Below are 25303 nucleotides of genomic sequence, written 5' to 3'. Positions count from 1 at the left end.
ATGCGCTCTCTTAATCTGCACCTGAAAATCCTGATCGCCGTTTTGGTGGTCTTGGGCATTTCGGTCACCGCCTATCAGATTTTCGTGCTGGGGATTCCCGTCACCGAGGACGCCACCGACGACCTGTGGAACATCGACGCCAAGGTCGAGTTCGTCGCCAGCGCCAAGGACCCGGTGAAAATCCAGATGTTCGTGCCGCCCCTGAGCCGCGACTTCGTCAGCCTGAATGAAAGCTTTATCTCGAATAACTACGGCGTCAGCGTCAATCGCCTCGACGGCAACCGCAAGGTCACCTGGTCGGCACGCCGGGCCAAGGGCAACCAGACCCTCTACTACCGCCTGGTGCTGACCAAGCGTTACAGCGGTGAAAAGGTCAAGGTCAAGGGCCCGACCTTCCGCGACAGCATCGCCGTCGAAGGCCCGGAAAAAATCGCCGCCGAAGCCCTGCTGGCGCCGATCCGCCAGCACTCGGCCGACGTCGAGACCTTTATCAGCGAAGCCATCAAGCGCACCAACAACCTCAACGACGACAACGTGAAGCTGCTGCTGGCGGGCGACCCGTCGACGCCGCACAAGGCCAAGATCGTCGAGTTGCTGCTGTCTATCGCCCACGTGCCGGTGGAAAAGGTCCACACCATCCGCCTGGTGGCCGACCAGCCGCAAACCCCGGAACTCTGGCTGCGCAGTTTCAATGGCAACGACTGGCTGTACTTCAACCCCGACACCGGCGAGCAAGGCCTGCCGGCCGACCGCCTGCTGTGGTGGACCGGTGATGAAAACCTGATCACCGTCGACGGCGGCAAGAAGGCCATGGTGACCTTCAGCCTCAACAACAGCGAAATGAACGCGATTCGCCTGGCCAAGCTGACGGACGAAAACACCGACGCCAACTTCCTCGAATACTCGCTGTACGGCCTGCCGCTGCAAACCCAGCAGACCTTCATGATCATGGTGATGATCCCGATTGGCGTGCTGGTGATCCTGATCCTGCGCAACCTGATCGGCCTGCAGACCCTTGGCACGTTTACCCCGGTGCTGATTGCCCTGGCGTTCCGAGAGACACAGCTGGGCTTCGGGATTGTGCTGTTCACCATTATTACGGCGCTGGGGCTGTCGCTTCGGTCTTACCTGGAACACTTGAAGCTGCAGATGCTGCCGAGGCTCTCGGTGGTGCTGACCTTCGTGGTGGTGCTGATCGCCGCCATCAGTCTGTTCAGCCACAAGCTCGGCCTGGAACGCGGGCTGTCGGTGGCATTGTTCCCGATGGTGATCCTGACCATGACCATCGAACGCCTGTCGATTACCTGGGAAGAACGCGGTGGCGGCCATGCGATGAAAGTCGCGATCGGCACGCTGTTCGCCGCTTCCCTGGCGCACATCATCATGAGCGTGCCGGAACTGATCTACTTCGTGTTCACCTTCCCGGCGATCCTGTTGATCCTGGTGGGCTTCATGCTGGCCATGGGTCGTTATCGCGGCTACCGCCTGACCGAACTGGTGCGTTTCAAGGCCTTCCTCAAGGCTGACTCGTAATGTTCGGCTTCTGGAAGACCTGGAAGGCCCTGGAAGCGCGGGGGATCATGGGCATCAACCGGCGAAATGCCGACTACGTGCTCAAGTACAACAAGCGCAGCCTGTATCCGATCGTCGATGACAAGATCATCACCAAGGAACGGGCCATGGCCGCCGGCATCCACGTGCCGGAAATGTACGGGGTCATTTCCACCGAGAAGGAAATCGACAAGCTCGACGAGATCATCGGCGGGCGCAGCGACTTCGTGATCAAGCCGGCCCAGGGCGCCGGTGGTGACGGTATCCTGGTGATCGCCGACCGTTTTGAAGGGCGCTACCGGACCGTCTCCGGCAAGATCATCAGCCATGAAGAAATCGAGCATCAGATTTCCAGCATCCTCACCGGCCTGTATTCCCTCGGCGGCCACCGTGACCGCGCGCTGATCGAATACCGGGTGGTGCCTGACCAGATCTTCAAAAGCATCAGCTACGAAGGCGTACCGGACATCCGCATCATTGTGCTGATGGGCTACCCGGTGATGGCCATGCTGCGCTTGCCCACCCGCCAGTCCGGCGGCAAGGCCAACCTGCACCAGGGCGCGATTGGCGTGGGTGTCGACCTCGCCACCGGCCTGACCCTGCGCGGCACCTGGCTGAACAACATCATCACCAAGCACCCCGACACCACCAATGCGGTGGACGGCGTGCAACTGCCCAACTGGGACGGTTTCATGAAGCTCGCCGCCGGCTGCTACGAGCTGTGCGGCCTGGGCTATATCGGCGTGGACATGGTGCTGGACCAGGAAAAGGGTCCGTTGATCCTGGAACTTAACGCTCGCCCGGGGCTGAACATCCAGATTGCCAACGACTGCGGCCTGACCTTGCGCACCCATGCCGTGGAGGCTCGACTGGAAGAGCTGAAGGCGGCGGGCGTAACGGAAACACCGGAGGAACGGGTTAAGTTTGTGCAGGAAATGTTTGGGCATATTCCGGCGGTCGAGGGATAAACCCAGTGACCTGCTCCGTACACCCGCTGCCCTACCGGGCCAACCCTGCCGAATACTTTGCAGCAATCCGCCATGCGCCCGGCGCGGTGCTGCTGGACAGTGGCCGACCGGCGGCCGAGCGCGGCCGTTATGACCTGCTGAGCGCCTGGCCCGAGACGACCCTGGCGGTACTGCCCGACGAAAGCGGCAGTGATTTCCTGCAGCGCCTGCGGGAAAACCTGACGTTGCTGGGTGAAGCCACGATCCCCGCGCCCTACGAACTGCCGTTTGCTGGCGGCCTCATCGGCTACCTGAGCTACGACTTCGGTCGTCATCTTGAGCACCTGCCGCACCTGGCGGTGGACGACCTGCACCTGCCGGATGCACGCTTTGGCCTGTACGCCTGGGCCTTGATCAGCGATCACCAGGCGCAGACCAGCCAACTGGTGTTCCACCCCAAACTGGCGGAAAGCGAACGGCAACGCCTGATTACCTTGTTCGGTCAGCCGACCATCAGCGCATCGGCCACCTTCAAGCTGCAAGGCCCAATGGCCCCGGACGTGACAGCCGACACCTACCAGCACGCCCTCGCCCGTATCCAGGACTACATCCAGGCCGGTGACTGCTACCAGGTCAACTTTGCCCAACGTTTCCGTGCTCCGTGCAGTGGCGATCCGTGGGTGGCCTACTGCGCCTTGCGCGAAGCCTGCCCAACACCGTTTTCCGGGTTCCAAAGCTTGCCGGATGATGGCGCGGTATTGAGTTTATCGCCGGAGCGCTTCGTCAAAATCAGCCAGCGCCAGGTGGAAACCCGCCCGATCAAGGGCACCCGGCCAAGGGGTGCGACGCCTGAGGAAGATGCAGCCAACGCCGCTGAATTGCTGGCCAGCCCCAAGGATCGTGCCGAAAACCTGATGATCGTCGACCTGCTGCGCAACGACCTGGGCCGCACCTGCCGTACCGGCTCGGTGAAAGTGCCGGAGTTGTTCAGCCTGGAAAGCTATCCCAACGTGCATCATCTGGTGAGCAGCGTCACCGGTGAGCTGGCGGACGATAAAGACGCCCTCGACCTGATCGCCGGCAGCTTCCCCGGCGGCTCCATCACCGGCGCACCGAAGATTCGCGCGATGCAGATCATCGACGAGCTGGAGCCGACCCGGCGCGGGTTGTATTGCGGTTCGCTGGTGTATCTGGACGTGCGCGGCGAGATGGACAGCTCCATCGCCATTCGCAGCCTGTTGGTCAAGGATGGTCAGGTGTGCTGCTGGGGCGGCGGCGGGATTGTCGCGGACTCGGAGTGGCAGGCGGAGTATCAGGAGTCGATGACCAAGGTGCGGGTGTTGTTACAAACCTTGGAAAGCCTGTAGCACCCAGCCCCTTCCTGGCTCGCTGACGTAGAGCCACGCAGCGGAAAAGACCTGAATCAGTACCGAAGTAGAGGGGGTCGAAGCCGGAGGATAGCGTCCGGTTTCAACCGTCCACCAGCCGTCTGTGAAGGATCACATGAAACGACTGCCTACTTGTCAGGAAAGATTTCCGAGATTGCATCTGCCCTCAACCGCACCTATTATCTCCCAAATTGGGAGGTCGCAGCGATGCGGATAATCGCTCTGTCTGCCCTACGAATATTCTGGGAAAACCACCCTGGCTGCATGGATGCAAAAACGCCGCTGGTCGAGCTGTATCGCCATATGGAAAAAGCTGTTTACCCAACCCCTCAGGCCCTCAAGGCAGAGCTAAGGACAGCGAGCATTCTCAAAGGGGGCCGGGTTGTGTTCAACATAGGCGGCAACAAGTATCGAGTGATCATGGCGATCAATTATCAGCGACAGCTTGCGTTCATTCGCTTCGTGGGGACCCACGCGCAATACGATCAGATCAATGCGGAGACCGTGTGATGAACATCAAACCCATTCATTCCCAGGAAGACCTGACCGCTGCGCTCGCGCGCGTCGAACAGCTATGGGAAGCGGAAATCGGCTCGCCCGAGGGTGACGAGCTGGAAATTCTCGCCATCCTTATCGAAAAGTACGAAGCGGAGCATTTCCCAATGCCGCCTTCGGATCCCGTCGAAGCGATTAAATTTCGAATGGAGCAACTAGGCCTGACCGCCCGTGACCTGGAGCCTTTCATAGGTCCGAGCGGGCGGGTTTCCGAAGTGTTGAATCATAAGCGCAAGCTGAGCTTGTCGATGATCAAACGCCTGCATAAAGGCTTGCGCATTCCTTATGAGAGTTTGCTGGCAGGGGTCTAGGCAGTGCAGTGGCTGGACCGGCCCCATCGCGGGAAAGCCCGGCTCCCACATGGGAGCGCGGTCAACATGTGGGAGCTGGCTTGCCTGCGATGAGGCGTCAGCCACACCCAATAACTTACAGGCTCAACTGCCGATTCGACGCCTTGATGAACTCTTTCTTCAAGTCCTCAAACGTATGCACCGCCGGGAACTGCGGGAACTCGCGAATCACGTTCTCCGGCGCGTGGAACAGAATCCCACGGTCGGCCTCACCCAGCATGGTGGTGTCGTTGTAGGAATCACCAGCGGCAATCACGCGGTAGTACAGGGTTTTGAAGGCCAGCACCGACTGACGCTTGGGATCTTTCTGACGCAGCTGGTAGCTCACCACCCGGTCATTTTCGTCGGTGATCAACCGGTGGCACAGCAAGGTCGGAAAACCCAGTTGGCGCATCAGCGGCTGGGAGAACTCATAGAAGGTGTCAGACAGGATCACCACCTGGAAGCGCTCGCGCAGCCAATTGACGAACTCGATGGCGCCGTCCAGCGGCTTGAGGGTGGCGATCACTTCCTGGATGTCCGAGAGCTTCAGCCCATGCTCATCAAGAATGCGCAGGCGCTGTTTCATCAGCACGTCGTAGTCGGGGATGTCCCGGGTGGTGGCCCGCAAGGATTCAATACCGGTTTTTTCGGCGAAGGCGATCCAGATTTCCGGAACCAGCACCCCTTCCAGGTCGAGACAGGCAATTTCCACAAGACACTCCCATTTAAAGTTATTGAGTTGAGCGAGCAAAAGGACTGCCGAACTCTAGCGATTCACGCTGGCCGCCGCAACGCAGGCGGGATTTTGTTACCATCGCCCCCCTATAGAGCGCTCAGCGCCACTGACCTGTAGGAACCGTCCTGATGAACCAAGCCTTCGACGTCGCTGAACTCGCCGCGACTTACGCCAACAAATCCGCCCAGGACATTCTCAAGCTGGCCTTCAGCCAGTTTGGCGACGACCTGTGGATCTCTTTCAGCGGTGCCGAGGACGTGGTGCTGGTAGACATGGCCTGGAAGCTGAACAAGAACGTCAAGGTGTTCAGCCTCGACACCGGTCGCCTGCACCCGGAGACCTACCGGTTTATCGAGCAGGTGCGTGAGTTCTACAAGATCGACATCGAACTGATCTCGCCGGACCAGAGCAAGCTGGAACCCTTCGTCAAGGAAAAGGGCCTGTTCAGTTTCTACAAGGACGGCCATGGCGAGTGCTGTGGCGTGCGCAAGATCGAACCGCTGCGCCGCAAGCTGTCCGGTGTAAGCGCCTGGGCCACCGGCCAGCGCCGCGACCAGAGCCCCGGCACCCGCAGCCAGGTGGCCGCGCTGGAAATCGATACGGCTTTTTCCACCCCGGAACGCACCCTGTACAAGTTCAACCCGCTGGCGCAGATGACCAGTGAGGAAGTATGGGGTTACATCCGCATGCTGGAGTTGCCGTACAACAGCCTGCACGAGCGCGGTTTTATCAGCATCGGCTGTGAGCCGTGCACCCGTCCGGTACTGCCGAACCAGCACGAACGCGAAGGCCGTTGGTGGTGGGAAGAAGCAACCCAAAAAGAATGCGGGTTGCACGCCGGGAACATCATCAGCAAGGCGTAACGCCTGAGCCAGAATCCTGTACACAGAAATGTCACCATCGGTGCCATTTTTGTGTGCACTTATAAAATCCTGCACCGAAAAGTTACATCCTCCCTCGTCACACCTCTTCTAAAATCCCCGCCCCTCTCTGCACCACAAAATAAATAGCTGTTCAAACGGTCAATTTATATCGCTTCAAATTCAGCCGGTTATTTCCAATCACGCTAAAAACCAAATCGCCGTGTATTTCACCCGGCGAAAATCTGGCACGCATGTGGCTTAAGGCAAAACACACTTTGTATACAATTAATAAAAAAGATACATACACTTTGACATCAGCCGCTCTCCTGCTGATGTCCAGGAGCCTGCCGGAATGCGTACAAGTCTCTCCAATAACATCGCACTGGATCTGCCCTCCTCCACCCTGAACCCCGAGGCCACGAGCCCCGGCCCGTTGGTCCTCAGCCCGCGCCTGCACAACAAGGACCTGGCGCCTACCAAGGCCGAAGGCCGGCGCTGGGGCCGCTACAGCATCTTTGCCTTGTGGACCAACGATGTGCACAACATCGCCAACTACTCCTTCGCCATCGGCCTGTATGCGCTGGGCCTGGGTGGCTGGCAGATTCTGCTGTCACTGGGGATCGGCGCGGCGCTGGTGTACTTCTTCATGAACCTGTCGGGCTATATGGGGCAGAAGACCGGCGTACCGTTTCCAGTGATCAGCCGCATCAGTTTTGGCATCCATGGTGCGCAGATTCCTGCACTGATTCGTGCGGTGATCGCGATTGCCTGGTTCGGGATACAGACCTACCTGGCCTCGGTGGTTTTCCGCGTTCTATTGACAGCGGTTCATCCAGGTTTTGCCGACTACGACCACAACTCGATCCTCGGCCTGTCCACCCTGGGCTGGGCGTGTTTTGTGGCGATCTGGTTTGTGCAGCTCGCCATCCTCGCCTATGGGATGGAGATGGTGCGCCGCTATGAAGCCTTCGCCGGGCCGGTGATTCTGCTGACAGTAGCGTCCCTGGCCGGCTGGATGTATTTCCAGGCGGACGGCCACATTGCCTGGGCCATTCGCGAGCCGCTGACCGGTGGTGAGATGTGGCGCAATATCTTTGCCGGCGGCGCGCTGTGGCTGGCGATCTACGGCACGCTGATCCTGAATTTCTGCGACTTCGCCCGCTCCTCGCCGTGCCGCAAGACCATCAAGGTCGGCAACTTCTGGGGCCTGCCGGTGAATATCCTGGTGTTCGCGGCCATCACCGTGCTGCTGTGCGGCGGGCAGTTCCACCTCAATGGCCGGGTGATCGAGAGCCCTACGGAAATCATTGCGGCGATACCCAACACATTCTTCCTGGTGCTGGGCTGCCTGGCGTTCCTGATTGTGACCGTGGCGGTGAACATCATGGCCAACTTCGTCGCGCCGGCCTTTGTGCTGAGCAACCTGGCGCCCAAGTACCTGAACTTCCGCCGCGCCGGGCTGATCAGCGCCACCGTGGCGGTGTTGATCCTGCCGTGGAACCTCTACAACAGCCCGCTGGTGATCGTGTATTTCCTCTCGGGGCTGGGCGCTCTGCTGGGGCCGTTGTACGGCGTGATCATGGTCGACTACTGGTTGATCCGTAAAAGCCAGGTGGACGTGCCGCAGTTGTATAGCGAAGACCCGAATGGCGCTTATTACTACAGCTGCGGGATCAATTTGCGGGCGGTGGCGGCGTTTATTCCTGCGGCGGTGATCGCCATTCTCCTCGCCCTGCTGCCCGGTTTCGCCCTCGTCTCGCCCTTCTCCTGGCTGATTGGCGCCGGTATTGCAGGGCTGCTGTACCTGCTGTTCGCCAAGCGCCAGCCGTACTACGCCGATGTGAGCGGCGAAAGCATTGCAGTCGATAACGTCAGTCATTAAGTAAGGACATTCCATGCGCATCCTTGTGGTCAACGTCAACACCACCGAGTCCATCACCGAGGCCATCGCCAAACAGGCACGGGCGGTGGCGTCCCCCGGCACCGAGATCGTCGGCCTGACTCCGTTTTTCGGTGCCGAATCGGTGGAAGGCAATTTCGAAAGCTACCTGGCGGCCATCGCGGTGATGGACCGGGTGATGGCTTACGACCAGCCGTTCGATGCGGTAATCCAGGCCGGCTACGGCGAACATGGCCGCGAAGGCTTGCAGGAGTTGCTTAACGTGCCGGTGGTGGACATCACCGAAGCGGCCGCCAGCACCGCGATGTTCCTCGGGCATGCCTATTCGGTGGTGACCACCCTGGACCGCACCGTGCCGCTGATCGAGGACCGACTGAAACTGTCGGGTTTGTATCAGCGCTGCGCGTCGGTACGGGCCAGCGGCATGGCGGTACTGGAGCTGGAAGAAGACCCGCTGCGGGCCATGGAGGCCATCGTGCGCCAGGCTGAATTGGCGATCAGCGAAGACAAGGCCGAAGTGATCTGCCTGGGCTGCGGCGGCATGGCCGGGCTGGATGACCAGATTCGCTACCGCACGGGTGTGCCGGTAGTGGACGGCGTGACCGCAGCGGTGACCATTGCTGAAGGGCTGGTGCGGTTAGGGCTGTCGACCTCGAAGATCCGCACGTATGCGACGCCGAGGCCGAAGAAAGTGATCGGCTGGCCCGGAAAGTTCGGACACTGAAGATCCGAAAGGTGGGAGCGGGCTTGCACGCGAAAGCGGTGGATCAGTCGATGCATGTGGTGACTGTCACACCGCCTTCGCGAGCAAGCCCGCTCCCACACTTTGATCCCCACAAGGATCAAATGGCGCTGAACCGCCGCCCCAACTCGCGTTCGACAAACTGCTCCAGGATGAAATCCACAAACGCCCGGGTCTTGCCGGGCAGCAGCTTGTGTTCGGCGTAGTACAGCGAGATGTTGCCGTCGTCGACGTACCAGTCGGGCAGCACTCGCACCAGTTGGCCGCTGTCCAGATACGGCACCGCCATCGGCATGCTGACCAGCGCAATCCCCAGGCCCTGGGCGCTGGCGCAGCAGGCAGCGCCCGAGTCGCTCATGGTCATGCGCGGCTTGAGCACCAGCGGGCGTTGTTCGCGGGTGCGGTGGGTGAGTTGCCACGAACGCACGCGCCCGGTTTGCGGTGAGCGGATCAGGATGCCGTTGCACACAGACAAGTCCTCCGGCGCGACTACCGGCTTGCGTTTGGCGAGGTATTCCGGTGAGGCCAGCAGGATCCGGTGCGCCGGCGCCAGCTTGCGCGCGACCACGCCCTGGGGCAGCTCAAAACCACCGCCGATCGCGGCATCGAAGCCCTGGCCGATCAGGTCCACCTGGCGGTTATCAAAATGCCAGTCGGGGTTGATATCAGGAAAGCGCTTTAGAAACTCCCCCAGCAACGGCACCACATAACGGTTGCCGAACACCGTGCCCATGCTCACTTTCAGCGTGCCCACTGGCCGCCCTTCGGCACTGGCCAGGTTAGCCACGGCGTTTTGAATGGTGGTGAGGCTGCCGCTGACTTCTTCGAGGAAGAGCTTGCCGGCCTCAGTCAGCGTCAGGCGCCGGGTACTGCGCTGGAACAGCCTTACACCCAGGCGCGCCTCCAGCTTGGCCACACTTTTGCCCACGGCCGCCGGGGTCAGGCTCAGGTGCCGGGCAGCTTCGGCAAAACTGCCGCCTTCGGCGCTGCGCACGAAGCATTCGATACTGCCAAAGCTTTCCATATCGCCCCACTCTAAACTTTTGGTTTACACAGACTATAGCAATCACGGTCTACCGGGCGCGCCGGGTGAGGTCGATACTCGACTCCAACCTCAACACACCTTTTGGAGATCGACATGACCACACAGAACCTCAGCGGCAAAGTCGCCTTGATCCAGGGCGGTTCTCGCGGTATCGGCGCCGCCATCGTCAAGCGCCTGGCCGCCCAAGGCGCAGCCGTCGCGTTCACCTATGTCAGCTCGGCCGCCAAGGCCGAAGCATTGCAGAACAGCGTGATCAGCGAAGGCGGCAAAGCCCTGGCGATCCACGCTGACAGCGCCGACGCAGCCGCCATCCGCAGCGCCGTCAACGCCACCGTCGAAGCCTTCGGGCGCCTGGATATCCTGGTCAACAACGCAGGCGTGCTGGCCGTCGGCCCGCTGGAAGATTTCAAGCTGGAAGACTTCGACCGCACCCTCGCCATCAACGTACGCAGCGTATTTGTCGCCACCCAGGAAGCCGCGCGGCACATGGGCGAAGGTGGCCGCATCATCAACATCGGCAGCACCAATGCCGATCGCATGCCGTTTGCCGGTGGCGGCCCGTACGCCATGAGCAAATCGGCGCTGGTCGGCCTGACCAAAGGCCTGGCCCGCGACCTGGGCCCACGGGGCATCACCATCAATAACGTGCAGCCAGGCCCGGTGGACACCGACATGAACCCGGCAAGCGGTGATTTCGCCGAAAGCCTGATCGGCTTCATGGCCGTGGGCCGTTATGGCCATGTAGAAGAGATCGCCAGTTTCGTCGCCTATCTGGCAGGCCCTGAGGCCGGCTACATCACCGGCGCCAGCCTGACCATCGACGGCGGTTTCGGCGCCTGAACCAACGCTGCGACATCACACCACGCTCCGACCTTGGTCGACACTGACTAACGCCAAGCATCATGCGAGACTGTTCGCCCGGGCCGGGAATGCCCGGGCGTTCTTATGTCTGGAGTTCTCATGACGCTGTCCAGCGGGCTGATCGCCGCCGTTGCCCTGGCCTATATGGCCATTATGTTTGCCATCGCCTTTTACGGTGACCGTCGCCATGCGCCGCTGCCGCCGCGGATGCGTGCCTGGGTGTACAGCCTGTCGCTGGCGGTGTATTGCACCAGTTGGACATTTTTTGGTGCTGTAGGCCAGGCAGCCGAACAGTTGTGGGCGTTTTTACCGATCTACCTGGGACCGGTGCTGCTGTTGGTGCTCGCGCCGTGGGTCCTGCAGAAGATGGTGCTGATCAGCAAGCAGGAAAACATCACCTCCATCGCCGACTTTATCGCCGCCCGTTACGGCAAATCCCAATCCCTGGCGGTAGTGGTGGCGCTGATCTGCCTGGTGGGCGTCCTGCCTTATATAGCCTTGCAACTCAAAGGCATCGTGCTGGGGGTGAACCTGCTGATCGGCGCCAGCGCCGACACTACCGGCACCCGCTCCCAGGACACGGCGCTGATCGTGTCGCTGGTATTGGCGTTGTTCACCATTGTGTTCGGTACCCGCAACCTCGACGCCACGGAACACCACCGCGGCATGGTGCTGGCGATTGCCTTTGAATCCTTGGTCAAGCTGTTCGCGTTTCTCGCCGTCGGTGCGTTTGTGACCTACGGCCTGTACGACGGTTTCGACGATTTGTTCAGCCAGGCGATGCTCGCGCCACGGCTGGAGGAATACTGGAAAGAGACCGTCAACTGGCCCTCGATGGTGGTGCAGACCGGCGTCGCGATGATGGCGATCATCTGCCTGCCCCGGCAGTTCCATGTCACCGTGGTGGAAAATATCGACCCCCAGGACCTGCGCCTGGCCAAGTGGGTGTTCCCGGCCTATCTGATCCTGGCCGCCCTGTTTGTGATCCCGATTGCCCTCGGCGGGAAGATGCTGCTGCCGGGCTCGGTATTACCGGACTCCTACGTGATCAGCCTGCCGTTGGCCGAAGCCCATCCGGCGCTCGCCGTGCTGGCGTTTATCGGCGGCGCCTCGGCGGCTACGGGCATGGTGATCGTCGCGAGCATCGCCCTGTCGACCATGGTCTCCAACGACATGCTGCTGCCCTGGCTGCTGCGCCGCTCCAGTGCCGAGCGGCCGTTCGAAGTGTTCCGTCACTGGATGCTGTCGGTACGCCGGGTGAGCATTGTCATCATCCTGCTGCTGGCTTACGTCAGTTACCGGCTGCTGGGGTCCTCCGCCAGCCTTGCAACCATTGGCCAGATTGCCTTTGCCGCCGTGACCCAACTGGCACCGGCGATGCTCGGCGCGCTGTATTGGAAACAGGCCAACCGACGCGGAGTATTTGCCGGGCTGGCGGCGGGTACGTTCCTGTGGTTCTACACCTTGGTCCTGCCGGTCACCGCGAAAAGTCTGGGCTGGTCGTTCAGCCTTTTCCCGGGCATGACGTGGCTGCATTCGCACCCGCTGGGCTTGTCTGTAACTTCTCTGACGCTGGGCACCGTATTTTCCCTGGCGGGTAACTTCACGTTGTTCGTGTGGGTCTCGATGCTGTCCCGCACGCGCGTGTCGGAACATTGGCAGGCCGGGCGTTTTATCGGCCAGGAAATCAGCCAGCGGGCCAGCGCTCGCTCGATGCTTTCGGTGCAGATCAACGACTTGCTCAGTCTGGCAGCGCGGTTTGTCGGTGAAGAACGGGCTCACCAGAGTTTTGTGCGCTTCGCCTATCGCCAAGGCAAAGGGTTTAACCCCAACCAGAACGCCGACAATGACTGGATTGCTCACACCGAACGCCTGTTGGCCGGCGTACTCGGTGCGTCGTCGACCCGGGCGGTGGTGAAAGCCGCCATTGAAGGCCGGGAAATGCAGTTGGAGGACGTAGTTCGCATCGCCGACGAAGCGTCGGAAGTACTGCAGTTCAACCGGGCACTGCTGCAAGGCGCCATCGAAAACATCACCCAGGGCATCAGCGTGGTCGACCAGTCCCTGCGGCTGGTGGCGTGGAACCGGCGGTACCTGGAGCTGTTCAATTACCCCGAGGGCCTGATCAGCGTGGGCCGGCCGATTGCCGACATCATTCGCTACAACGCCGAGCGCGGGCTGTGCGGCCCGGGCGAGGCCGAAGTACACGTGGCGCGTCGCCTGCACTGGATGCGCCAGGGCCGTGCGCATACCTCCGAGCGGCTGTTTCCCAATGGCCGGGTGATCGAACTGATCGGCAACCCGATGCCGGGTGGCGGGTTTGTGATGAGCTTCACCGACATCACCGCGTTCCGCGAAGCCGAGCAGGCGTTGACCGAGGCCAATGAAGGCCTGGAACAGCGGGTGACCGAGCGAACCCACGAACTATCGCAACTCAACGTCGCGCTGACCGATGCCAAGGGCGTGGCCGAGACCGCCAGCCAGTCGAAAACCCGGTTCCTCGCAGCAGTCAGTCACGACTTGATGCAACCGTTGAACGCCGCAAGGCTGTTCTCTGCCGCCCTCTCCCACCAGAACGACGGCATGTCGCCGGATGCCCGGCAGTTGGTGCAGCATCTGGACAGCTCGTTGCGTTCGGCGGAAGACCTGATCAGCGACCTGCTGGATATTTCGCGCCTGGAAAACGGCAAGATCAATCCGCAGCGCCAGCCCTTCGTGCTCAATGAACTGTTCGATACGCTGGGCGCCGAGTTCAAGGCGCTGGCTCAGGAGCAGGGTTTGCGCTTCCGCCTGCGGGGCAGCCGTTTGCGGGTCGACAGCGACATCAAGTTGCTGCGGCGGGTGTTGCAGAATTTCCTCACCAACGCGTTCCGGTATGCCGACGGGCCGGTGCTATTGGGTGTGCGGCGCCGTCGCGGCGAGTTGTGCCTGGAAGTATGGGACCGTGGTCCCGGGATTCCCCAGGACAAGCAAAAAGTCATCTTCGAGGAATTCAAACGCCTGGACAGTCACCAGACCCGTGCCGAGAAAGGCCTGGGACTGGGCCTGGCGATTGCCGATGGCCTGTGCCGCGTGCTCGGGCACCGCTTGAGCGTGCGTTCATGGCCGGGCAAGGGCAGCGTGTTCAGCGTGCGTGTGCCGTTGGCGCGCACTCAGGTCAGCGCGCCTGCCAAGCCGGCGCAGGAAAGCGGCCAGCCGTTGAGCGGTGCACAGGTGCTGTGTGTGGATAACGAAGAAAGCATCCTGATCGGCATGCGCAGTTTGCTCACGCGCTGGGGCTGTGAAGTCTGGACCGCCCGCGACCAGGCGCAATGTGCCGCGTTGCTGGCCGAGGGTGTGCGGCCGCAACTGGCCCTGGTGGATTACCACCTCGACCACGGGGAAACGGGCACCGAGTTGATGGGTTGGCTGCGGGCGCAATTGGCAGAGCCGATTCCGGGTGTGGTGATCAGTGCCGACGGGCGGCCGGAGATGGTGGCCCAGGTGCATGCGGCAGGGTTGGATTACCTCGCCAAACCGGTGAAGCCGGCGGCGTTGCGGGCCTTGTTGAGCCGGCACCTGCCGCTTTAGCCCATGTGGGAGCTGGCTTGCCTGGGATGGCATCGCCTCGGTGTATGCGGAGGAACGAGGTGTCTGCATCGCAGGCAAGCCAGCTCCCACAGAGCCCGGTGACTATTCTGGCAACTGCGCCACGCCGTCTTCATCGGTCATCGCCCGTTCCAGCAAGTCGGCCGGCAGGCTTTTGCTGGCGCGGGCGCCGAGCAGCTTCAGTTGCTCGGTACGGCTCACCAGGTTTCCGCGTCCGTCGGTCAGCTTGTTGCGCGCTGCACTGTAGGCTTTATCCAGCTGCTGCAGGCGGTTGCCTACCTCGTCCAGGTCCTGGATAAACAGCACGAACTTGTCGTACAGCCAACCGGCACGCTCGGCAATTTCCCGGGCGTTCTGGCTTTGCCGTTCCTGTTTCCACAGGCTGTCGATCACCCGCAAGGTGGCCAACAGCGTGGTCGGGCTGACGATCACGATGTTGCGGTCGAAGGCTTCCTGGAACAGGTTCGGCTCGGCTTGGAGTGCAGCCGAAAATGCGGCTTCGATGGGCACGAACAGCAGCACGAAATCCAGGCTGTGCAGGCCTTCCAGACGTTTGTAGTCCTTGCCGGCCAGGCCTTTGACGTGGTTGCGCAAGGACAGTACGTGCTGCTTGAGCGCTGCCTGGCCGATCGCCTGGTCGTCCTCGGCGACGTACTGTTGATAGGCGGTCAGGCTGACCTTGGAGTCCACCACTACCTGCTTGTCCCCCGGCAGCATGATCAACACGTCGGGCTGGAAGCGTTCGCCGTCCGGGCCTTTGAGGTTGACCTGGGTCTGGTACTCGCGGCCCTTTTCCAGACCGGCATGTTCCAGCACCCGCTCCAGGATCAGCTCGCCCCAGTTGCCCTGGGTTTTCTGGCCCTTGAGGGCGCGGGTCAGGTTGGTGGCTTCATCGGACAGGCGCAGGTTCAGCTGTTGCAGGCGCTCCAGCTCCTTGGCCAGGGAAAACCGCTCGCGGGCTTCGCTCTGGTAGCTTTCTTCGACGCGCTTTTCGAACGACTGGATGCGCTCCTTGAGCGGGTCGAGCAATTGGCCGAGGCGCTGTTGGCTGGTTTCGGCGAAGCGTTGCTCGCGCTCGTCGAAGATCTTCCCGGCGAGTTCAGCGAACTGCGCCCGCAGCTCATCACGGGAACCTTGCAGGTCGCTGAGGCGTTGCTGATGGCTTTCCTGTTGCTCGCGAAGTTCGGCGCGCAGGGACGCGGACAAGGCATCCAGGCGGCGCAGTTCGGTTTCCTTGGCGGAACGGTCGAGGTTCCAGGCGTGGGCGGCGTCGCGGGCGTTGTCACGGTCGATCTGCAGCAGTTCGACTTCCCGGCGCACGGCGGCCAGATCAGCCTGTTTGGCAGCGTTGGCCTGGCTCAGGTCGCTGATTTCGTCACGGCTGGCGTCCAACTGCGCGGCGAGCCCTTCCTGGGCCAGTTGTGCGGTGGCCAGGCGCTCTTCGAGCAATTCCCAGCCGGCCATTCGCGCGCTCAGTCGGCGCTGAATCTGCCAGCACAGGCCCAACAGCGGCAACCCAGCAGCGGCGAGACCCAGCACAACACTGGTCCAGTCAAAAGCCATAGCGATTCCTGCCGTCACCCGAAAAGAAGAAGGTTAACCAAGCCAGCGCATTGAGGACAGCTCAGTCTTCGATCTGGCCCAGTTCACGCTGGGCGATGCGGTCGCCGGCGCGGGCGGCCTGGCGCAGCAGTTCGTGGCCGATACGGCGGTCGCGGGCATTGCCGCACTCGCGGCACATCAACTGGCCCAGACGGCTTTGCGCCACCACCACGCCAGCACGAGCCGGTTGCTTGAGCAAATGCCCTGCAAAATGTTTGACGTTGGGGCTGTGGCCCAGGCGCGGGCTGTCGAGCAACCACAAGGCAACTTTCAGGGAAAAACGCTTGGGTGCGGTAACAACCTGAGGGCTGTCGGTAACAGAAGGTGATACTGAGCGAAACTTCATAAAGCACTGTGGGACAGAACGGAAGGCGCGCCACTCTACTCTTTTTTTCGTACAGGTAAAGCTGAAAAAAGCCTGCACGCCCGTTCTAGAGCAAGCGCTTGGGACAATCCACAGAAGCTGTGGATAACTCAGTGGACAACCGTTCTGTAAGTCCCGCAAAGGCCCATGGAACGGGGGCCGCAGTCAAACTGACGATTTTTTCACCAATAAAAAAAAGCTCGATTTTTCATTGACTTAAATTTTAGTTGCAGGCACCCGGGCGCTTTGCGGGGCGTATGTCAGTTCAGTTACACAGGGCGCCACCAATGTGCACAACTACCCACTCGCCGGTTATATCAACCGCGTTTTTTGCTCAGGCAGCGGCTAAGGAATGTTACCGCAGGCCCAGGACCCGAAAAGTTTTTTGCCTATCACACTTCCTTTCATCGTTTCAATCCGTTACTATCCGCGGCGTTAGTACCAAGCTGAAAGTCAATTCTGGTCGAACAACTCCCTCACGGCACCGCCGACAAAAAGGGATCGACCACCTCGATGGTTTCCAGGTATCACTTGCGACGACACGGCCTTTGAACAATGCAAAGGGTGTCGCGAAGTTTCCATACTCTGTCCGAACCAACCTGCAAATTGATCAGGATCTTCACCCCGGGCCCAGAACCTTTGCCCCTGTTGTGTTGCCTGCCCTCCTAAGTACCTACCTGCCAGCCCAAGCGCGCCAACTTAATAGCGCTTCAAACTGGCTGCTTTGTTCCAGTCGGGTTCTTCGTTCGATCAATGGTGATCAACGTCACTGGAACGTTTTAACGTTGCACGGTTCTTAACCGTGTCATTTGTAGGAACACCAATAATATGTCCACTCAAATCCACACTCAGGATGCCATTCGCACCCTCACCAACGCTTTTGCACCAATGAACTGCCTGATCATGGCCGCTCGCAAAGGCTGCTTCAGCTTTACCCTGGTCAACGAACACGGCATCGCTCGTCACAGCGAACGCCTGTACCCCGATCAATACTCCAGCGCAGAACCGCTGCAGGCCGTGATCGATCGTACTCGCCAGGCACTGGTTGCCTGATCGACCCGAATCGCTGAAACACAAAAACCCCGGTTAAAACCCGGGGTTTTTTATTGCCTGAAATTCAGGCGCGCTAAGTTTAAATTGATATAAACGATATAACTAAATGATGAAAATATTTTAAAAACAGTCCTTTACATCGTAAATATGACACTACACTTCAACTCAAGCGGCATGATCCGCTTCCGGCGGACCTGAGATCCGATTCACCGCTGCCAAGCCCTCGCTCAGGTATCGCCGATTAATTTCATGGATTGAGGCATTTATGGGCATCGCCGCCAGCGAATTGTGTCGTTATGTGATCCGGCCCACCCTGCTTTACCTGGGTCGCCATAACCAGACGGCTGAATCCCTGCTGCTGGGCATCGCCGCCAGCCAGTCGGCACTCGGTTCAGCCCTGCACGACCGCCGCGGCCATGGCCTCTACAGCATCACCGAGCCGCGTCATCGCGCGCTGTGGGATAACTACCTGGCGCTGGACCCCGAGCGCGCCAGCCTGGTACGCGGACTCGCCAGCCAGCATGCCTTCCTCAGCGGGCCGCAGGTTGAGCTGACGGTCAACCTGCGTTACGCCACCGCCATCGCCTGGCTGCTGGTGGAACAACACCGCCCAAACCTGCCACCGGCCGACGACGTATTGGCGATGGCACGTATCTGGAAAGAAATATTTCACCCTCAAGGCCGGCTCCGGGATTTCACCCAGGCCTGGCAAACCTGTGTTTCACCCATGAATCACGTCGCCTGTTGACCGGGCGATTTGCAAGATTCGGCTAAAAACGTTGATTTTGGTCGGATTGTCCTACAAAACCGCTCTATCTCCTGTGTTTGAGCCTATAGCGCAAACATAAATTTATTGTTACTTTCCGCAGCGGTGATCACCACGGAGTTCTAATAATGAAAAAAGTAATGCTCAAGACGACACTTAGCCTCGCCGTTGCAATGGCCTCCTCCCACGTGTTCGCGAGCGGCTTCGCCCTCAACGAACAAGACGTTGCCGGGATGGGTACCGGTTTTGCGGGACGTTCTTCATCTGCCGAAAACGCAAGCACTGTTTATGGCAACCCTGCCGGTATGGCTCGCCTTGAAGGCCAGCAAGTTACAGGTGGTGTTGCAGCGATTGATGCTTCCACCAACATCAAAGATGTCAGTGGTCGCTCCAGCGGTAGCAATAAAGGCGACATGGTCCCTTTCACTGCCGTTCCTTTCGGTTTCTACACCAATAAACTCAATGAGCAATGGGCTGTCGGTTTCGGCGTCTATGCACCCTTTGGCCTGGTGACTGACTACGAAAGCGGCTTCCAGGGCAAAGCATTCGGCAGTAAGAGCGAAGTGAAGGTCATCACCTTCCAGCCAACCGTCAGCTATGCCTTCAACGACCGGGTGTCGATTGGTTTTGGTCCGACTATCAACCGTATCGCCGGTACGCTTGAGTCCGATATCAACCTGCCAATCGCCGGGACCGGCTCCAATAACGTCAAGATCAAGGGTGATGACACCGCACTCGGCTTCAATGCCGGCCTGCTGGTACAAGCCACTGACACCACTCGAGTGGGCCTGACCTATCACTCGAAAGTGAAGTACAAGCTCGAAGGCCATACCGAAGTGACCAAGGGGGCCAACGTTCCCGCCAGTCTCTTGAACAACGGTCGTTACGACGCTTCGTTGAAGATCGACACCCCTGAATCCTGGGATCTGTCTGTTACTCAAGACCTGAGCGACGCCTGGAAACTCTATGCGGGCGCAACATGGACTCGCTGGAGCCGCCTGAAAGACATCACCGTCAATAACGAAGGCGTATCGGCCGCTGCAGGCAGTGGCGCTCTGGCTCCGCAAATTGTCGGCACCATCAAGGAAGACCAGAACTGGCACGACACCTGGGCCTACGCCCTGGGTACTTCGTACCGCGTGACCAAGCAGGTGGTACTGCGTACCGGCCTGACGTTCGACCAGTCGCCGACCAACAACACTGATCGCTCTCCTCGCATCCCTACCGGTGACCGGACGATCTTCAGTCTCGGCCTGGGCTACGACGTCATGCCGAACATGACCGTCGACCTGGCTTACTCCTACCTTAAGGAAGAACCTGTCAAAGTTGCACGCGCTAACGCACTGGGCCAGTCCTACAATGCCAAGTACGAAAACAGCGCCAACGGTTTCGGCCTGGGCGTGACGTACAAGTTCTGATGTAAAGCGGCACAAAAAAGCCCCGCACTCTTGCAAAAGAGGCGGGGCTTTTTAGTGGGCGGTGATCAGGGTTTGGAGGCCAACGCGTCTTCCACCGCCTTGACCAGGTCCGGGCTATCCGGCTTGGTCAGGCTGGAGAAGTTGGCGATCACCTTGCCCTGGCGGTCCACCACGTACTTGTAGAAATTCCACTTCGGCGCGCTGCTCTGCTGCGCCAGGATCTTGAACAGATGCACCGCGTCCGGGCCCTTGACCTTCTGTGGTTCGGTCATGGTGAAGGTCACGCCGTAATTAACGTAACAAACCTTGGCAGTTTCCTCCCCGGTCTTGGCTTCCTGCTTGAAGTCATCGGACGGCACGCCAATCACTTCCAGCCCCTGGCCCTTGTAGCGCTGGTACAACGCTTCAAGCCCTTTGAACTGCGGCGCAAACCCGCAGAAGCTGGCGGTGTTGACGATCAGCAGCGGCTTGCCGGCAAAGCGCTGGCACAGGTCGATGGATTCCTTGGCGCGCAGCTTGGGCAACTGGCCTTCAAGCAACGGCGGGCAATCGGCAGCCATGGCGACACCGCCAAAAGCCACCATCAGAGCGGGTACTGCGAACCAGCGCATCTGCATGTGAGGTGTCCTTGAAAAGTCTCAGACACAGAACTTAACAGATCGCCATGCCCAACTGCATCAATGCCAGGCCGCCCTGTTGCCAGCCCCACCACGCCAGCAGCAGCAAGAGTCCTGCTCCTGCTGCGCCGAGCCAATGCCAGGTCGAATTCATGCCACCCCCATTTGCGCCTGCAAACGTGCCACCGGGCGCTCGCGCACCGGCCAGTTCAGCGCCGCTGCCACCAGACTCAGGACGATTGCCACCTGCCAGATCAAATCGTAGCTACCGGTTCGATCATAGACCACCCCGCCCAACCAGCCGCCGAGGAACGAGCCCAGTTGATGGAACAGGAATACGATCCCACCGAGCATGGAAAGGTTTCTGACACCAAACAAGGTCGCGACCGTGCCGTTGGTCAGTGGCACCGTGGACAGCCACAGGAAGCCCATCGCCATGCCGAACAGGTAGGCGCTGGTCTGCGTCACCGGCGCCCACAGGAAGATCACGATCACCACCGCCCGCAGCAAGTACAAACCGGTCAACAAACGGGGTTTGGACATGCGCCCGCCGAGCCATCCGGCGGTATAGGTGCCAAAGATATTAAACAGGCCGATCAATGCCAGCACGGTCGTCCCGACCGAGGCCGGCAAGTGCTGGTCCACCAGGTACGATGGCAAGTGCACGCCGATAAACACCACCTGGAAACCGCAGACAAAAAAGCCGAACGCCAGCAGCCAGAACCCTGAATGGGAGCAGGCCTCACCCAAGGCTTCGCGCAAGGTCTGCTGGCCAGCCACCGCAGGCAACGGTCGGTCCTTGAGCATGGTCACCAACGGCACGATCAGCGCCACCATCAGGCCCAGCACCAGCAACGCGGCGGACCAGCCAAGCCAGCCGATCAAACCGAGGGTGCCCGGCAACATGGCGAACTGGCCGAACGAGCCGGCGGCGCTGGCGATACCCATGGCCATGCTGCGTTTTTCCGGCGCCACGGCACGCCCCACCACCCCGAGGATCACCGAGAACGAAGTACCCGACAGGCCAATGCCGATCAGCAACCCGGCACTCAGGGACAACGACCACGCTGAATCCGAAAGGCCCATGAACACCAGGCCCAGCGCGTAAAGCACACCACCGATCATCACCACCTTGGCGGCGCCGAAGCGGTCGGCCAAGGCGCCGGTAAACGGCTGTGCCAGGCCCCAGATCAGGTTTTGCAGGGCGATGGCAAAGGCAAAGGTTTCACGGCCCCAGCCGAATTCGGCACTCATGGGCGCCAGGAACAGGCCAAAGCCATGCCGCACGCCGAGGGACAACGCGAGGATCAGCGCACTCCCCACAAGGATCCAGCCGCTGGTGCGCCACATCGAGGTCATTTCTTATTCTCCGTTCGCGGGTATATACCCGCTTATCATCGAACAAACTCGCGTCAAGCGAGTTCATCCAGCAAGGCCAACAGGGTTTCGCGCTTTTCGGCGCCCAACTTATCAATCAATTTCTGCTGCGCCGCTTCCCAGGCCGGCAATGCGGCGGCGAGCCGTTCGATACCCGCCTCGGTCAGCAAGACCAGGCGGTTGCGCAAGTCATCGCCCTCCACCAACTGCACCAGGCCCTCGCCTTCCAGCACCCGCAGGTTGCGCCCCAGTGTGCTGCGATCCAGGCCCATGGCGTCGGCCAGGCTGGAAATGCTCGGTTGATCGAGGCGCTGCAGATTACACAGCAAAGAATACTGGGCAACGTTGATCCCGAAGCCGTCGAGAGCGCCGTCGTAATGCCTGCTGACGCCACGAGCGGCGCGACGCAGGTTTGTGCATAAACATTGGGAGGCAAGCATGGAGCGTGTATATACCCGGGATTAATGAAATGCAAGAAAGTGTTACAGCACCAGACTGATCAACACCGCCACTTCCAGCAGCTCCAACAGCGCGCCGGCGGTGTCGCCGGTGGTGCCGCCGAGGCGATTGACCATCAATTGGCGCAAGCCGATAAAACAAAGGGCAGCCACCAGCACGGCAATCCCGCCACTGAAACCGCCGATCAAGATACACGCCAGGCCGCTGAGGATCAGCACCTGTTGGCCGACGATCCGTGGCAAATGATCCGCCAGGGCCTGCCCCAGACCACCGGCGCGCACATAGCGCGTGGTGAGAAACAGCGCCAGCATTGAAGCGCGGCCAATCAACGGTGCGAGGATCAGCGCGGCGCCGTTGTGCTGCTCGATCAATGCCACCAGCGCGGTGAATTTGAGCAGCAACACCAGGCCCAGGGTGACCACCGCGATCGGGCCGCTGCGCGGGTCTTTCATGATGGTCAGGGTGCGCTCGCGGTCACCGAAGCCACCGAGCCAGGCGTCGGCGCTGTCGGCCAGGCCGTCCAGGTGCAGGCCGCCACTGAGCAACACCCATGCGGTCAACAGCAGCGCGGCGTGCAGCAGCAATGGCGCGCCCATCAACACGGCGTTCAAGCCCCACAGCAGTAGCCCGAACAGCAGCCCCACCACCGGATAAAACAGCAACGAACGCCCCAGTTCCTGGGGCTGCGGCATGCCCGGCAAGCGAATCGGCAGGCTGCTGAGAAACTGCAAGGCGATCCAGAACGGCAACATGCTCAGCGTCCTTCCCTTAATACGCCATCCGCCTCGACCTGCAGGCTGAACAGGCCACCATGGCCGACTTCGACATTCAACAGTTGCTCACGCGGCAGACCACGTGCCTGGGCCAGCAGCAAACGCATGACCCCACCATGGCTGATCAGCAGCACTCGCTGGCCGGCATAAGCTTGATACAAGCGGCCGACAGCCCCCAAAACACGCGCGGAAAACTGTGAAACCGGCTCGCCCTGCGGCGGCGTGAAACTGTAGGGATCAGCCCAGAACAGGCCCAGCGCGTCGGCGTCGGTTTCCATCAAGGCTGCAGCGCTCTGCCCTTCCCAGGCGCCGAAGTGCAGTTCCTGCAGATCCTTTTCGAGGGTGACCGGCAGGTTCAGGCGCGTGCCCAACTCCTCGGCAAACCGCGCACAACGTTGCAGCGGCGAACTGACCAGACGCTCCCAAGGGCCCTGCGCCACCACCGCCTCACGCATCTGCTCCCAGCCCTTGGCCGTGAGCGCATCGTCCAGGCTGCCGCGCAAGCCGCCGCCCAGTTCGGTTTCGCCGTGGCGCAGCAGGTCCAGGCGCAAAGTCATGCCGGGCGATCCGCTACGGCCGCTTCGGCGAAGGTCGCCATCTGCCCGTGCAGCGCGCAGGCCAGGCGCAGCAACGGCACAGCGAGCGCGGCGCCACTGCCTTCGCCCAGGCGCAGCCCGAGTTCCAGCAAAGGCTCGGCGTTGAGGCTTTGCAGCACGTGACGATGGCCGGGCTCGGCACCGCGGTGGCCGAACAGCAGCCATTCACGGCAGCCGGGGTTCAGGCGCGTGGCGACCAAGGCGGCGACGGTGCAGATAAAACCGTCCACCAGCACCACGACCCCTTCTTGAGCGCAGGCCAGGTAGGCGCCGACCAGCGCGGCAATTTCAAAGCCGCCGAGGTTGAACAGGGTTTTCAGTGCGTCGTCGCGATCGCCCGCGTGCAGTGCAAGGGCGCGCTCGATGACGGCGACCTTGTGGCTCACGCCCTGGGTGTTCAGCCCGGTACCGGGGCCGGTCAGGTCGCTGACCTGGCAATCCAGCAGCGCGCAGGCCAGGGCACTGGCGGCGGTGGTGTTGCCGATGCCCATTTCGCCACCGATAAACAGTTGCGCACCGCTGGTGATAGCGCGGTGCACGCTGTCGCGGCCGGCTTGCAGGGCCAGTTGGCCCTGGGCTTCGGTCATTGCCGGGCCGTTGACGAAGTTGGCGGTGCCGAGACCGATATTCAGGTGGCGGACGCCCGGTAGGTTCAACGTCGGGGTGATGGTGCCGAGGTCGACCACTTCCAGCTTGGCGTCGAGTTGGCGCGCAAGCACGCTGATGGCGGCGCCACCGGTGACGAAGTTGTGAAGCATCTGGCCGGTGACTTCCTGGGGGAAGGCGGAGACACCTTCGGCGACGACGCCGTGGTCGCCGGCGAAGATCGCGATCCACAGGTGGTCGACGCTGGGTTTGACCTGGCCCTGGAGGCCGGCCAGTTGGACGGCCACGGCTTCCAGCCGGCCGAGGGAGCCGGCGGGCTTGGTCAGTTGCTGCTGGCGGGCCAGGGCTTGTTCGTGGGCTTGGGTGTCGATCGTTTTGCAGGGGTTGAGCCACCAGGTGTCGGTCATAACGCAGTACCTTTCAAAGTCAGGGGCAGGCCGGCGACGGTCAGGACAACGCGCTGACAACGTTCGGCCAAGGCTTGATGCAGCCAACCGGCTTCATCGACATAGCGGCGAGTCAATTCGCCCAGCGGGACGACACCCATTCCGGTCTCGTTGCTGACAAAAATGATTTCTCCTGGGAGGGTGGCCAGGGTTTGGAGCAAGGCCTCACGCTCTTCTTTGAGACGGTCGGGGTCTTCGAGCATCAGCAGGTTGGTGAGCCATAGGGTCAGGCAGTCGACCAGCAGGCAATGGTTCGGGGTGGCGTTTTCCTTGAGGACACGGGCCAGTTCGACGGGCTCTTCGATCAGGCCCCATTCGGATGGGCGGCGTTCGCGGTGGTGGGCGACGCGTGCGGTCATTTCGCCGTCCAGGGGTTGGCTGGTCGCTATGTAGGTGACGCTTAGGCCGCTGTCGGTGGCGAGTTTTTCAGCCAGGCGGCTTTTGCCGGAGCGGGCGCCGCCGAGGATCAACTGGAGCATGGGGTGTGCCTCTGTTTTTGACGGTGTGTATATCCGTTATTTCGGTAACGGCGGCTTATGGTTCCGCTCTTACAGCGGCTCACTTTTGAAGAGCGCAAAAGTAAGCAAAACGCTCTTGCCCCACCACTCGGCACCTCGCCTAGGCTCGGTGTGCCCTCACTCCGGCTTTGGACCGTGGGCCGCCGTCATGGGCCATCCCTGGCCCAGGACGGCTAACCCGGCGTCCTGCCGGGTTACCC

24 protein-coding genes are annotated in these 25303 nt (G+C 60.8%); 13 read left to right on the top strand and 11 right to left on the bottom strand.

Annotated features, from left to right (window positions below):
* From HX805_RS10000 to HX805_RS09980, 5 genes are all read left to right on the top strand, one after another.
* Entirely contained in the window at positions 1-1533 is a 1533-nt protein-coding gene (locus HX805_RS10000) for an inactive transglutaminase family protein (protein ID WP_003214971.1), read from the top strand.
* Positions 1533-2519, top strand: coding sequence for an alpha-L-glutamate ligase-like protein (locus HX805_RS09995; protein ID WP_003214969.1), 987 nt, complete (start codon positions 1533-1535; stop codon positions 2517-2519). Before HX805_RS10000 ends, HX805_RS09995 begins: the two co-directional genes overlap by 1 nt.
* 5 nt (positions 2520-2524) lie before the next feature.
* Positions 2525-3865: an aminodeoxychorismate synthase component I gene (pabB, locus tag HX805_RS09990; RefSeq protein WP_087695202.1), complete on the top strand. Its 1341-nt coding sequence runs from the start codon at positions 2525-2527 to the stop codon at positions 3863-3865.
* Between the two features lie 228 nt (positions 3866-4093).
* The gene (locus HX805_RS09985; protein ID WP_003214964.1) at positions 4094-4396 is read left to right on the top strand and encodes a type II toxin-antitoxin system HigB family toxin; all 303 of its coding nucleotides are present in this window, start codon (positions 4094-4096) and stop codon (positions 4394-4396) included.
* Positions 4396-4752 carry a type II toxin-antitoxin system HigA family antitoxin gene (locus tag HX805_RS09980; RefSeq protein WP_177080139.1) on the top strand — a complete coding sequence of 119 codons (357 nt, stop codon included), beginning with the start codon at positions 4396-4398 and terminating at the stop codon, positions 4750-4752. Before HX805_RS09985 ends, HX805_RS09980 begins: the two co-directional genes overlap by 1 nt.
* A 115-nt stretch (positions 4753-4867) precedes the next feature.
* On the opposite strand, the gene thrH is transcribed toward HX805_RS09980, so the two are convergent.
* On the bottom strand, positions 4868-5485 hold the full coding sequence (gene thrH / locus HX805_RS09975) for a bifunctional phosphoserine phosphatase/homoserine phosphotransferase ThrH (protein WP_010176441.1): 618 nt from the start codon (positions 5483-5485) through the stop codon (positions 4868-4870).
* Positions 5486-5637: 152 nt separating this feature from the next.
* Between thrH and HX805_RS09970 the strand changes: the two genes are divergently transcribed.
* From HX805_RS09970 to HX805_RS09960, 3 genes are all read left to right on the top strand, one after another.
* Positions 5638-6372, top strand: a complete 735-nt coding sequence (locus HX805_RS09970; protein WP_003214958.1) for a phosphoadenylyl-sulfate reductase — start codon at positions 5638-5640, stop codon at positions 6370-6372.
* A gap of 352 nt (positions 6373-6724) precedes the next feature.
* Positions 6725-8254, top strand: a complete 1530-nt coding sequence (locus HX805_RS09965) for an NCS1 family nucleobase:cation symporter-1 (protein WP_177116833.1) — start codon at positions 6725-6727, stop codon at positions 8252-8254.
* A 13-nt stretch (positions 8255-8267) separates the two neighbouring features.
* Positions 8268-8996 carry an aspartate/glutamate racemase family protein gene (locus HX805_RS09960; RefSeq protein WP_177116832.1) on the top strand — a complete coding sequence of 243 codons (729 nt, stop codon included), beginning with the start codon at positions 8268-8270 and terminating at the stop codon, positions 8994-8996.
* Between the two features lie 118 nt (positions 8997-9114).
* Here HX805_RS09960 and HX805_RS09955 read toward each other — a convergent pair whose 3' ends face one another.
* Positions 9115-10038, bottom strand: coding sequence for a LysR family transcriptional regulator (locus HX805_RS09955; RefSeq protein ID WP_102605104.1), 924 nt, complete (start codon positions 10036-10038; stop codon positions 9115-9117).
* 114 nt (positions 10039-10152) lie between these two features.
* On the opposite strand from HX805_RS09955, the gene HX805_RS09950 reads away from it, so the two are divergent.
* On the top strand, positions 10153-10899 hold the full coding sequence (locus HX805_RS09950) for a 3-oxoacyl-ACP reductase family protein (protein ID WP_003214950.1): 747 nt from the start codon (positions 10153-10155) through the stop codon (positions 10897-10899).
* A 120-nt stretch (positions 10900-11019) separates the two neighbouring features.
* Positions 11020-14490 (top strand): PAS domain-containing hybrid sensor histidine kinase/response regulator, encoded by a 3471-nt coding sequence (locus HX805_RS09945; protein ID WP_003214948.1) that lies wholly within the window; start codon positions 11020-11022, stop codon positions 14488-14490.
* A gap of 102 nt (positions 14491-14592) precedes the next feature.
* On the opposite strand, the gene rmuC is transcribed toward HX805_RS09945, so the two are convergent.
* Together rmuC and HX805_RS09935 are read right to left on the bottom strand one after the other, a co-directional pair.
* Positions 14593-15957 (bottom strand): DNA recombination protein RmuC, encoded by a 1365-nt coding sequence (rmuC, locus tag HX805_RS09940; RefSeq protein WP_173406092.1) that lies wholly within the window; start codon positions 15955-15957, stop codon positions 14593-14595.
* A 175-nt stretch (positions 15958-16132) separates the two neighbouring features.
* A complete protein-coding gene (locus tag HX805_RS09935) occupies positions 16133-16456 on the bottom strand; it encodes a sel1 repeat family protein (RefSeq protein ID WP_023659092.1) in 324 nt (107 codons plus the stop codon).
* Positions 16457-17302: 846 nt separating this feature from the next.
* Here HX805_RS09935 and HX805_RS09930 point away from each other — a divergent pair.
* The 3 genes from HX805_RS09930 (at position 17303) to HX805_RS09920 (ending at position 19711) form a co-directional block, all read left to right on the top strand.
* Positions 17303-17527, top strand: a complete 225-nt coding sequence (locus HX805_RS09930) for a hypothetical protein (protein WP_003214941.1) — start codon at positions 17303-17305, stop codon at positions 17525-17527.
* A 265-nt stretch (positions 17528-17792) separates the two neighbouring features.
* Complete coding sequence (locus HX805_RS09925; RefSeq protein ID WP_003214935.1) at positions 17793-18275, top strand: hypothetical protein; 483 nt, start codon at positions 17793-17795, stop codon at positions 18273-18275.
* A gap of 146 nt (positions 18276-18421) precedes the next feature.
* Positions 18422-19711 carry an OmpP1/FadL family transporter gene (locus tag HX805_RS09920; protein ID WP_177008960.1) on the top strand — a complete coding sequence of 430 codons (1290 nt, stop codon included), beginning with the start codon at positions 18422-18424 and terminating at the stop codon, positions 19709-19711.
* A 65-nt stretch (positions 19712-19776) separates the two neighbouring features.
* Here the strand turns inward: HX805_RS09920 and HX805_RS09915 are convergent, their stop codons facing one another.
* The 7 genes from HX805_RS09915 to cobU all read right to left on the bottom strand — a co-directional run bounded on the left by HX805_RS09915 (position 19777) and on the right by cobU (position 25064).
* Positions 19777-20328: a glutathione peroxidase gene (locus tag HX805_RS09915; protein ID WP_008432697.1), complete on the bottom strand. Its 552-nt coding sequence runs from the start codon at positions 20326-20328 to the stop codon at positions 19777-19779.
* Positions 20329-20478: 150 nt separating this feature from the next.
* A complete protein-coding gene (locus HX805_RS09910; protein ID WP_161635735.1) occupies positions 20479-21678 on the bottom strand; it encodes an MFS transporter in 1200 nt (399 codons plus the stop codon).
* 62 nt (positions 21679-21740) lie between these two features.
* Positions 21741-22145 carry a MarR family winged helix-turn-helix transcriptional regulator gene (locus tag HX805_RS09905; RefSeq protein ID WP_003214925.1) on the bottom strand — a complete coding sequence of 135 codons (405 nt, stop codon included), beginning with the start codon at positions 22143-22145 and terminating at the stop codon, positions 21741-21743.
* 42 nt (positions 22146-22187) lie between these two features.
* Complete coding sequence (locus HX805_RS09900) at positions 22188-22916, bottom strand: adenosylcobinamide-GDP ribazoletransferase (RefSeq protein ID WP_003214923.1); 729 nt, start codon at positions 22914-22916, stop codon at positions 22188-22190.
* Between the two features lie 2 nt (positions 22917-22918).
* Positions 22919-23494: an alpha-ribazole phosphatase family protein gene (gene cobC / locus HX805_RS09895; protein ID WP_102368349.1), complete on the bottom strand. Its 576-nt coding sequence runs from the start codon at positions 23492-23494 to the stop codon at positions 22919-22921.
* Positions 23491-24546, bottom strand: coding sequence for a nicotinate-nucleotide--dimethylbenzimidazole phosphoribosyltransferase (gene cobT / locus HX805_RS09890; protein WP_177116831.1), 1056 nt, complete (start codon positions 24544-24546; stop codon positions 23491-23493). The genes cobC and cobT overlap by 4 nt, the downstream gene beginning before the upstream one ends.
* A complete protein-coding gene (gene cobU, locus HX805_RS09885) occupies positions 24543-25064 on the bottom strand; it encodes a bifunctional adenosylcobinamide kinase/adenosylcobinamide-phosphate guanylyltransferase (RefSeq protein ID WP_177008957.1) in 522 nt (173 codons plus the stop codon). The genes cobT and cobU overlap by 4 nt, the downstream gene beginning before the upstream one ends.
* Between the last annotated feature and the right edge of the window lie 239 nt (positions 25065-25303).

Source organism: Pseudomonas sp. G5001, assembly GCF_013385475.1.
GTDB lineage: Bacteria > Pseudomonadota > Gammaproteobacteria > Pseudomonadales > Pseudomonadaceae > Aquipseudomonas.
Note: the sequence above shows the minus strand (reverse complement) of the source record. Positions and strands in the feature narration are given on the sequence as shown.

Coding starts and splice junctions, on each gene's coding strand:
- HX805_RS10000 (WP_003214971.1), top strand. CDS start 1: ATGCGCTCTCTTAATCTGCACCTGAAAATCCTGATCGCCGTTTTGGTG.
- HX805_RS09995 (WP_003214969.1), top strand. CDS start 1,533: ATGTTCGGCTTCTGGAAGACCTGGAAGGCCCTGGAAGCGCGGGGGATC.
- HX805_RS09985 (WP_003214964.1), top strand. CDS start 4,094: ATGCGGATAATCGCTCTGTCTGCCCTACGAATATTCTGGGAAAACCAC.
- HX805_RS09980 (WP_177080139.1), top strand. CDS start 4,396: ATGAACATCAAACCCATTCATTCCCAGGAAGACCTGACCGCTGCGCTC.
- HX805_RS09970 (WP_003214958.1), top strand. CDS start 5,638: ATGAACCAAGCCTTCGACGTCGCTGAACTCGCCGCGACTTACGCCAAC.
- HX805_RS09965 (WP_177116833.1), top strand. CDS start 6,725: ATGCGTACAAGTCTCTCCAATAACATCGCACTGGATCTGCCCTCCTCC.
- HX805_RS09960 (WP_177116832.1), top strand. CDS start 8,268: ATGCGCATCCTTGTGGTCAACGTCAACACCACCGAGTCCATCACCGAG.
- HX805_RS09955 (WP_102605104.1), bottom strand. CDS start 10,038: ATGGAAAGCTTTGGCAGTATCGAATGCTTCGTGCGCAGCGCCGAAGGC.
- HX805_RS09950 (WP_003214950.1), top strand. CDS start 10,153: ATGACCACACAGAACCTCAGCGGCAAAGTCGCCTTGATCCAGGGCGGT.
- HX805_RS09945 (WP_003214948.1), top strand. CDS start 11,020: ATGACGCTGTCCAGCGGGCTGATCGCCGCCGTTGCCCTGGCCTATATG.
- HX805_RS09935 (WP_023659092.1), bottom strand. CDS start 16,456: ATGAAGTTTCGCTCAGTATCACCTTCTGTTACCGACAGCCCTCAGGTT.
- HX805_RS09930 (WP_003214941.1), top strand. CDS start 17,303: ATGTCCACTCAAATCCACACTCAGGATGCCATTCGCACCCTCACCAAC.
- HX805_RS09925 (WP_003214935.1), top strand. CDS start 17,793: ATGGGCATCGCCGCCAGCGAATTGTGTCGTTATGTGATCCGGCCCACC.
- HX805_RS09920 (WP_177008960.1), top strand. CDS start 18,422: ATGAAAAAAGTAATGCTCAAGACGACACTTAGCCTCGCCGTTGCAATG.
- HX805_RS09915 (WP_008432697.1), bottom strand. CDS start 20,328: ATGCAGATGCGCTGGTTCGCAGTACCCGCTCTGATGGTGGCTTTTGGC.
- HX805_RS09910 (WP_161635735.1), bottom strand. CDS start 21,678: ATGTGGCGCACCAGCGGCTGGATCCTTGTGGGGAGTGCGCTGATCCTC.
- HX805_RS09905 (WP_003214925.1), bottom strand. CDS start 22,145: ATGCTTGCCTCCCAATGTTTATGCACAAACCTGCGTCGCGCCGCTCGT.
- HX805_RS09900 (WP_003214923.1), bottom strand. CDS start 22,916: ATGTTGCCGTTCTGGATCGCCTTGCAGTTTCTCAGCAGCCTGCCGATT.
- cobC (WP_102368349.1), bottom strand. CDS start 23,494: ATGACTTTGCGCCTGGACCTGCTGCGCCACGGCGAAACCGAACTGGGC.
- cobT (WP_177116831.1), bottom strand. CDS start 24,546: ATGACCGACACCTGGTGGCTCAACCCCTGCAAAACGATCGACACCCAA.
- cobU (WP_177008957.1), bottom strand. CDS start 25,064: ATGCTCCAGTTGATCCTCGGCGGCGCCCGCTCCGGCAAAAGCCGCCTG.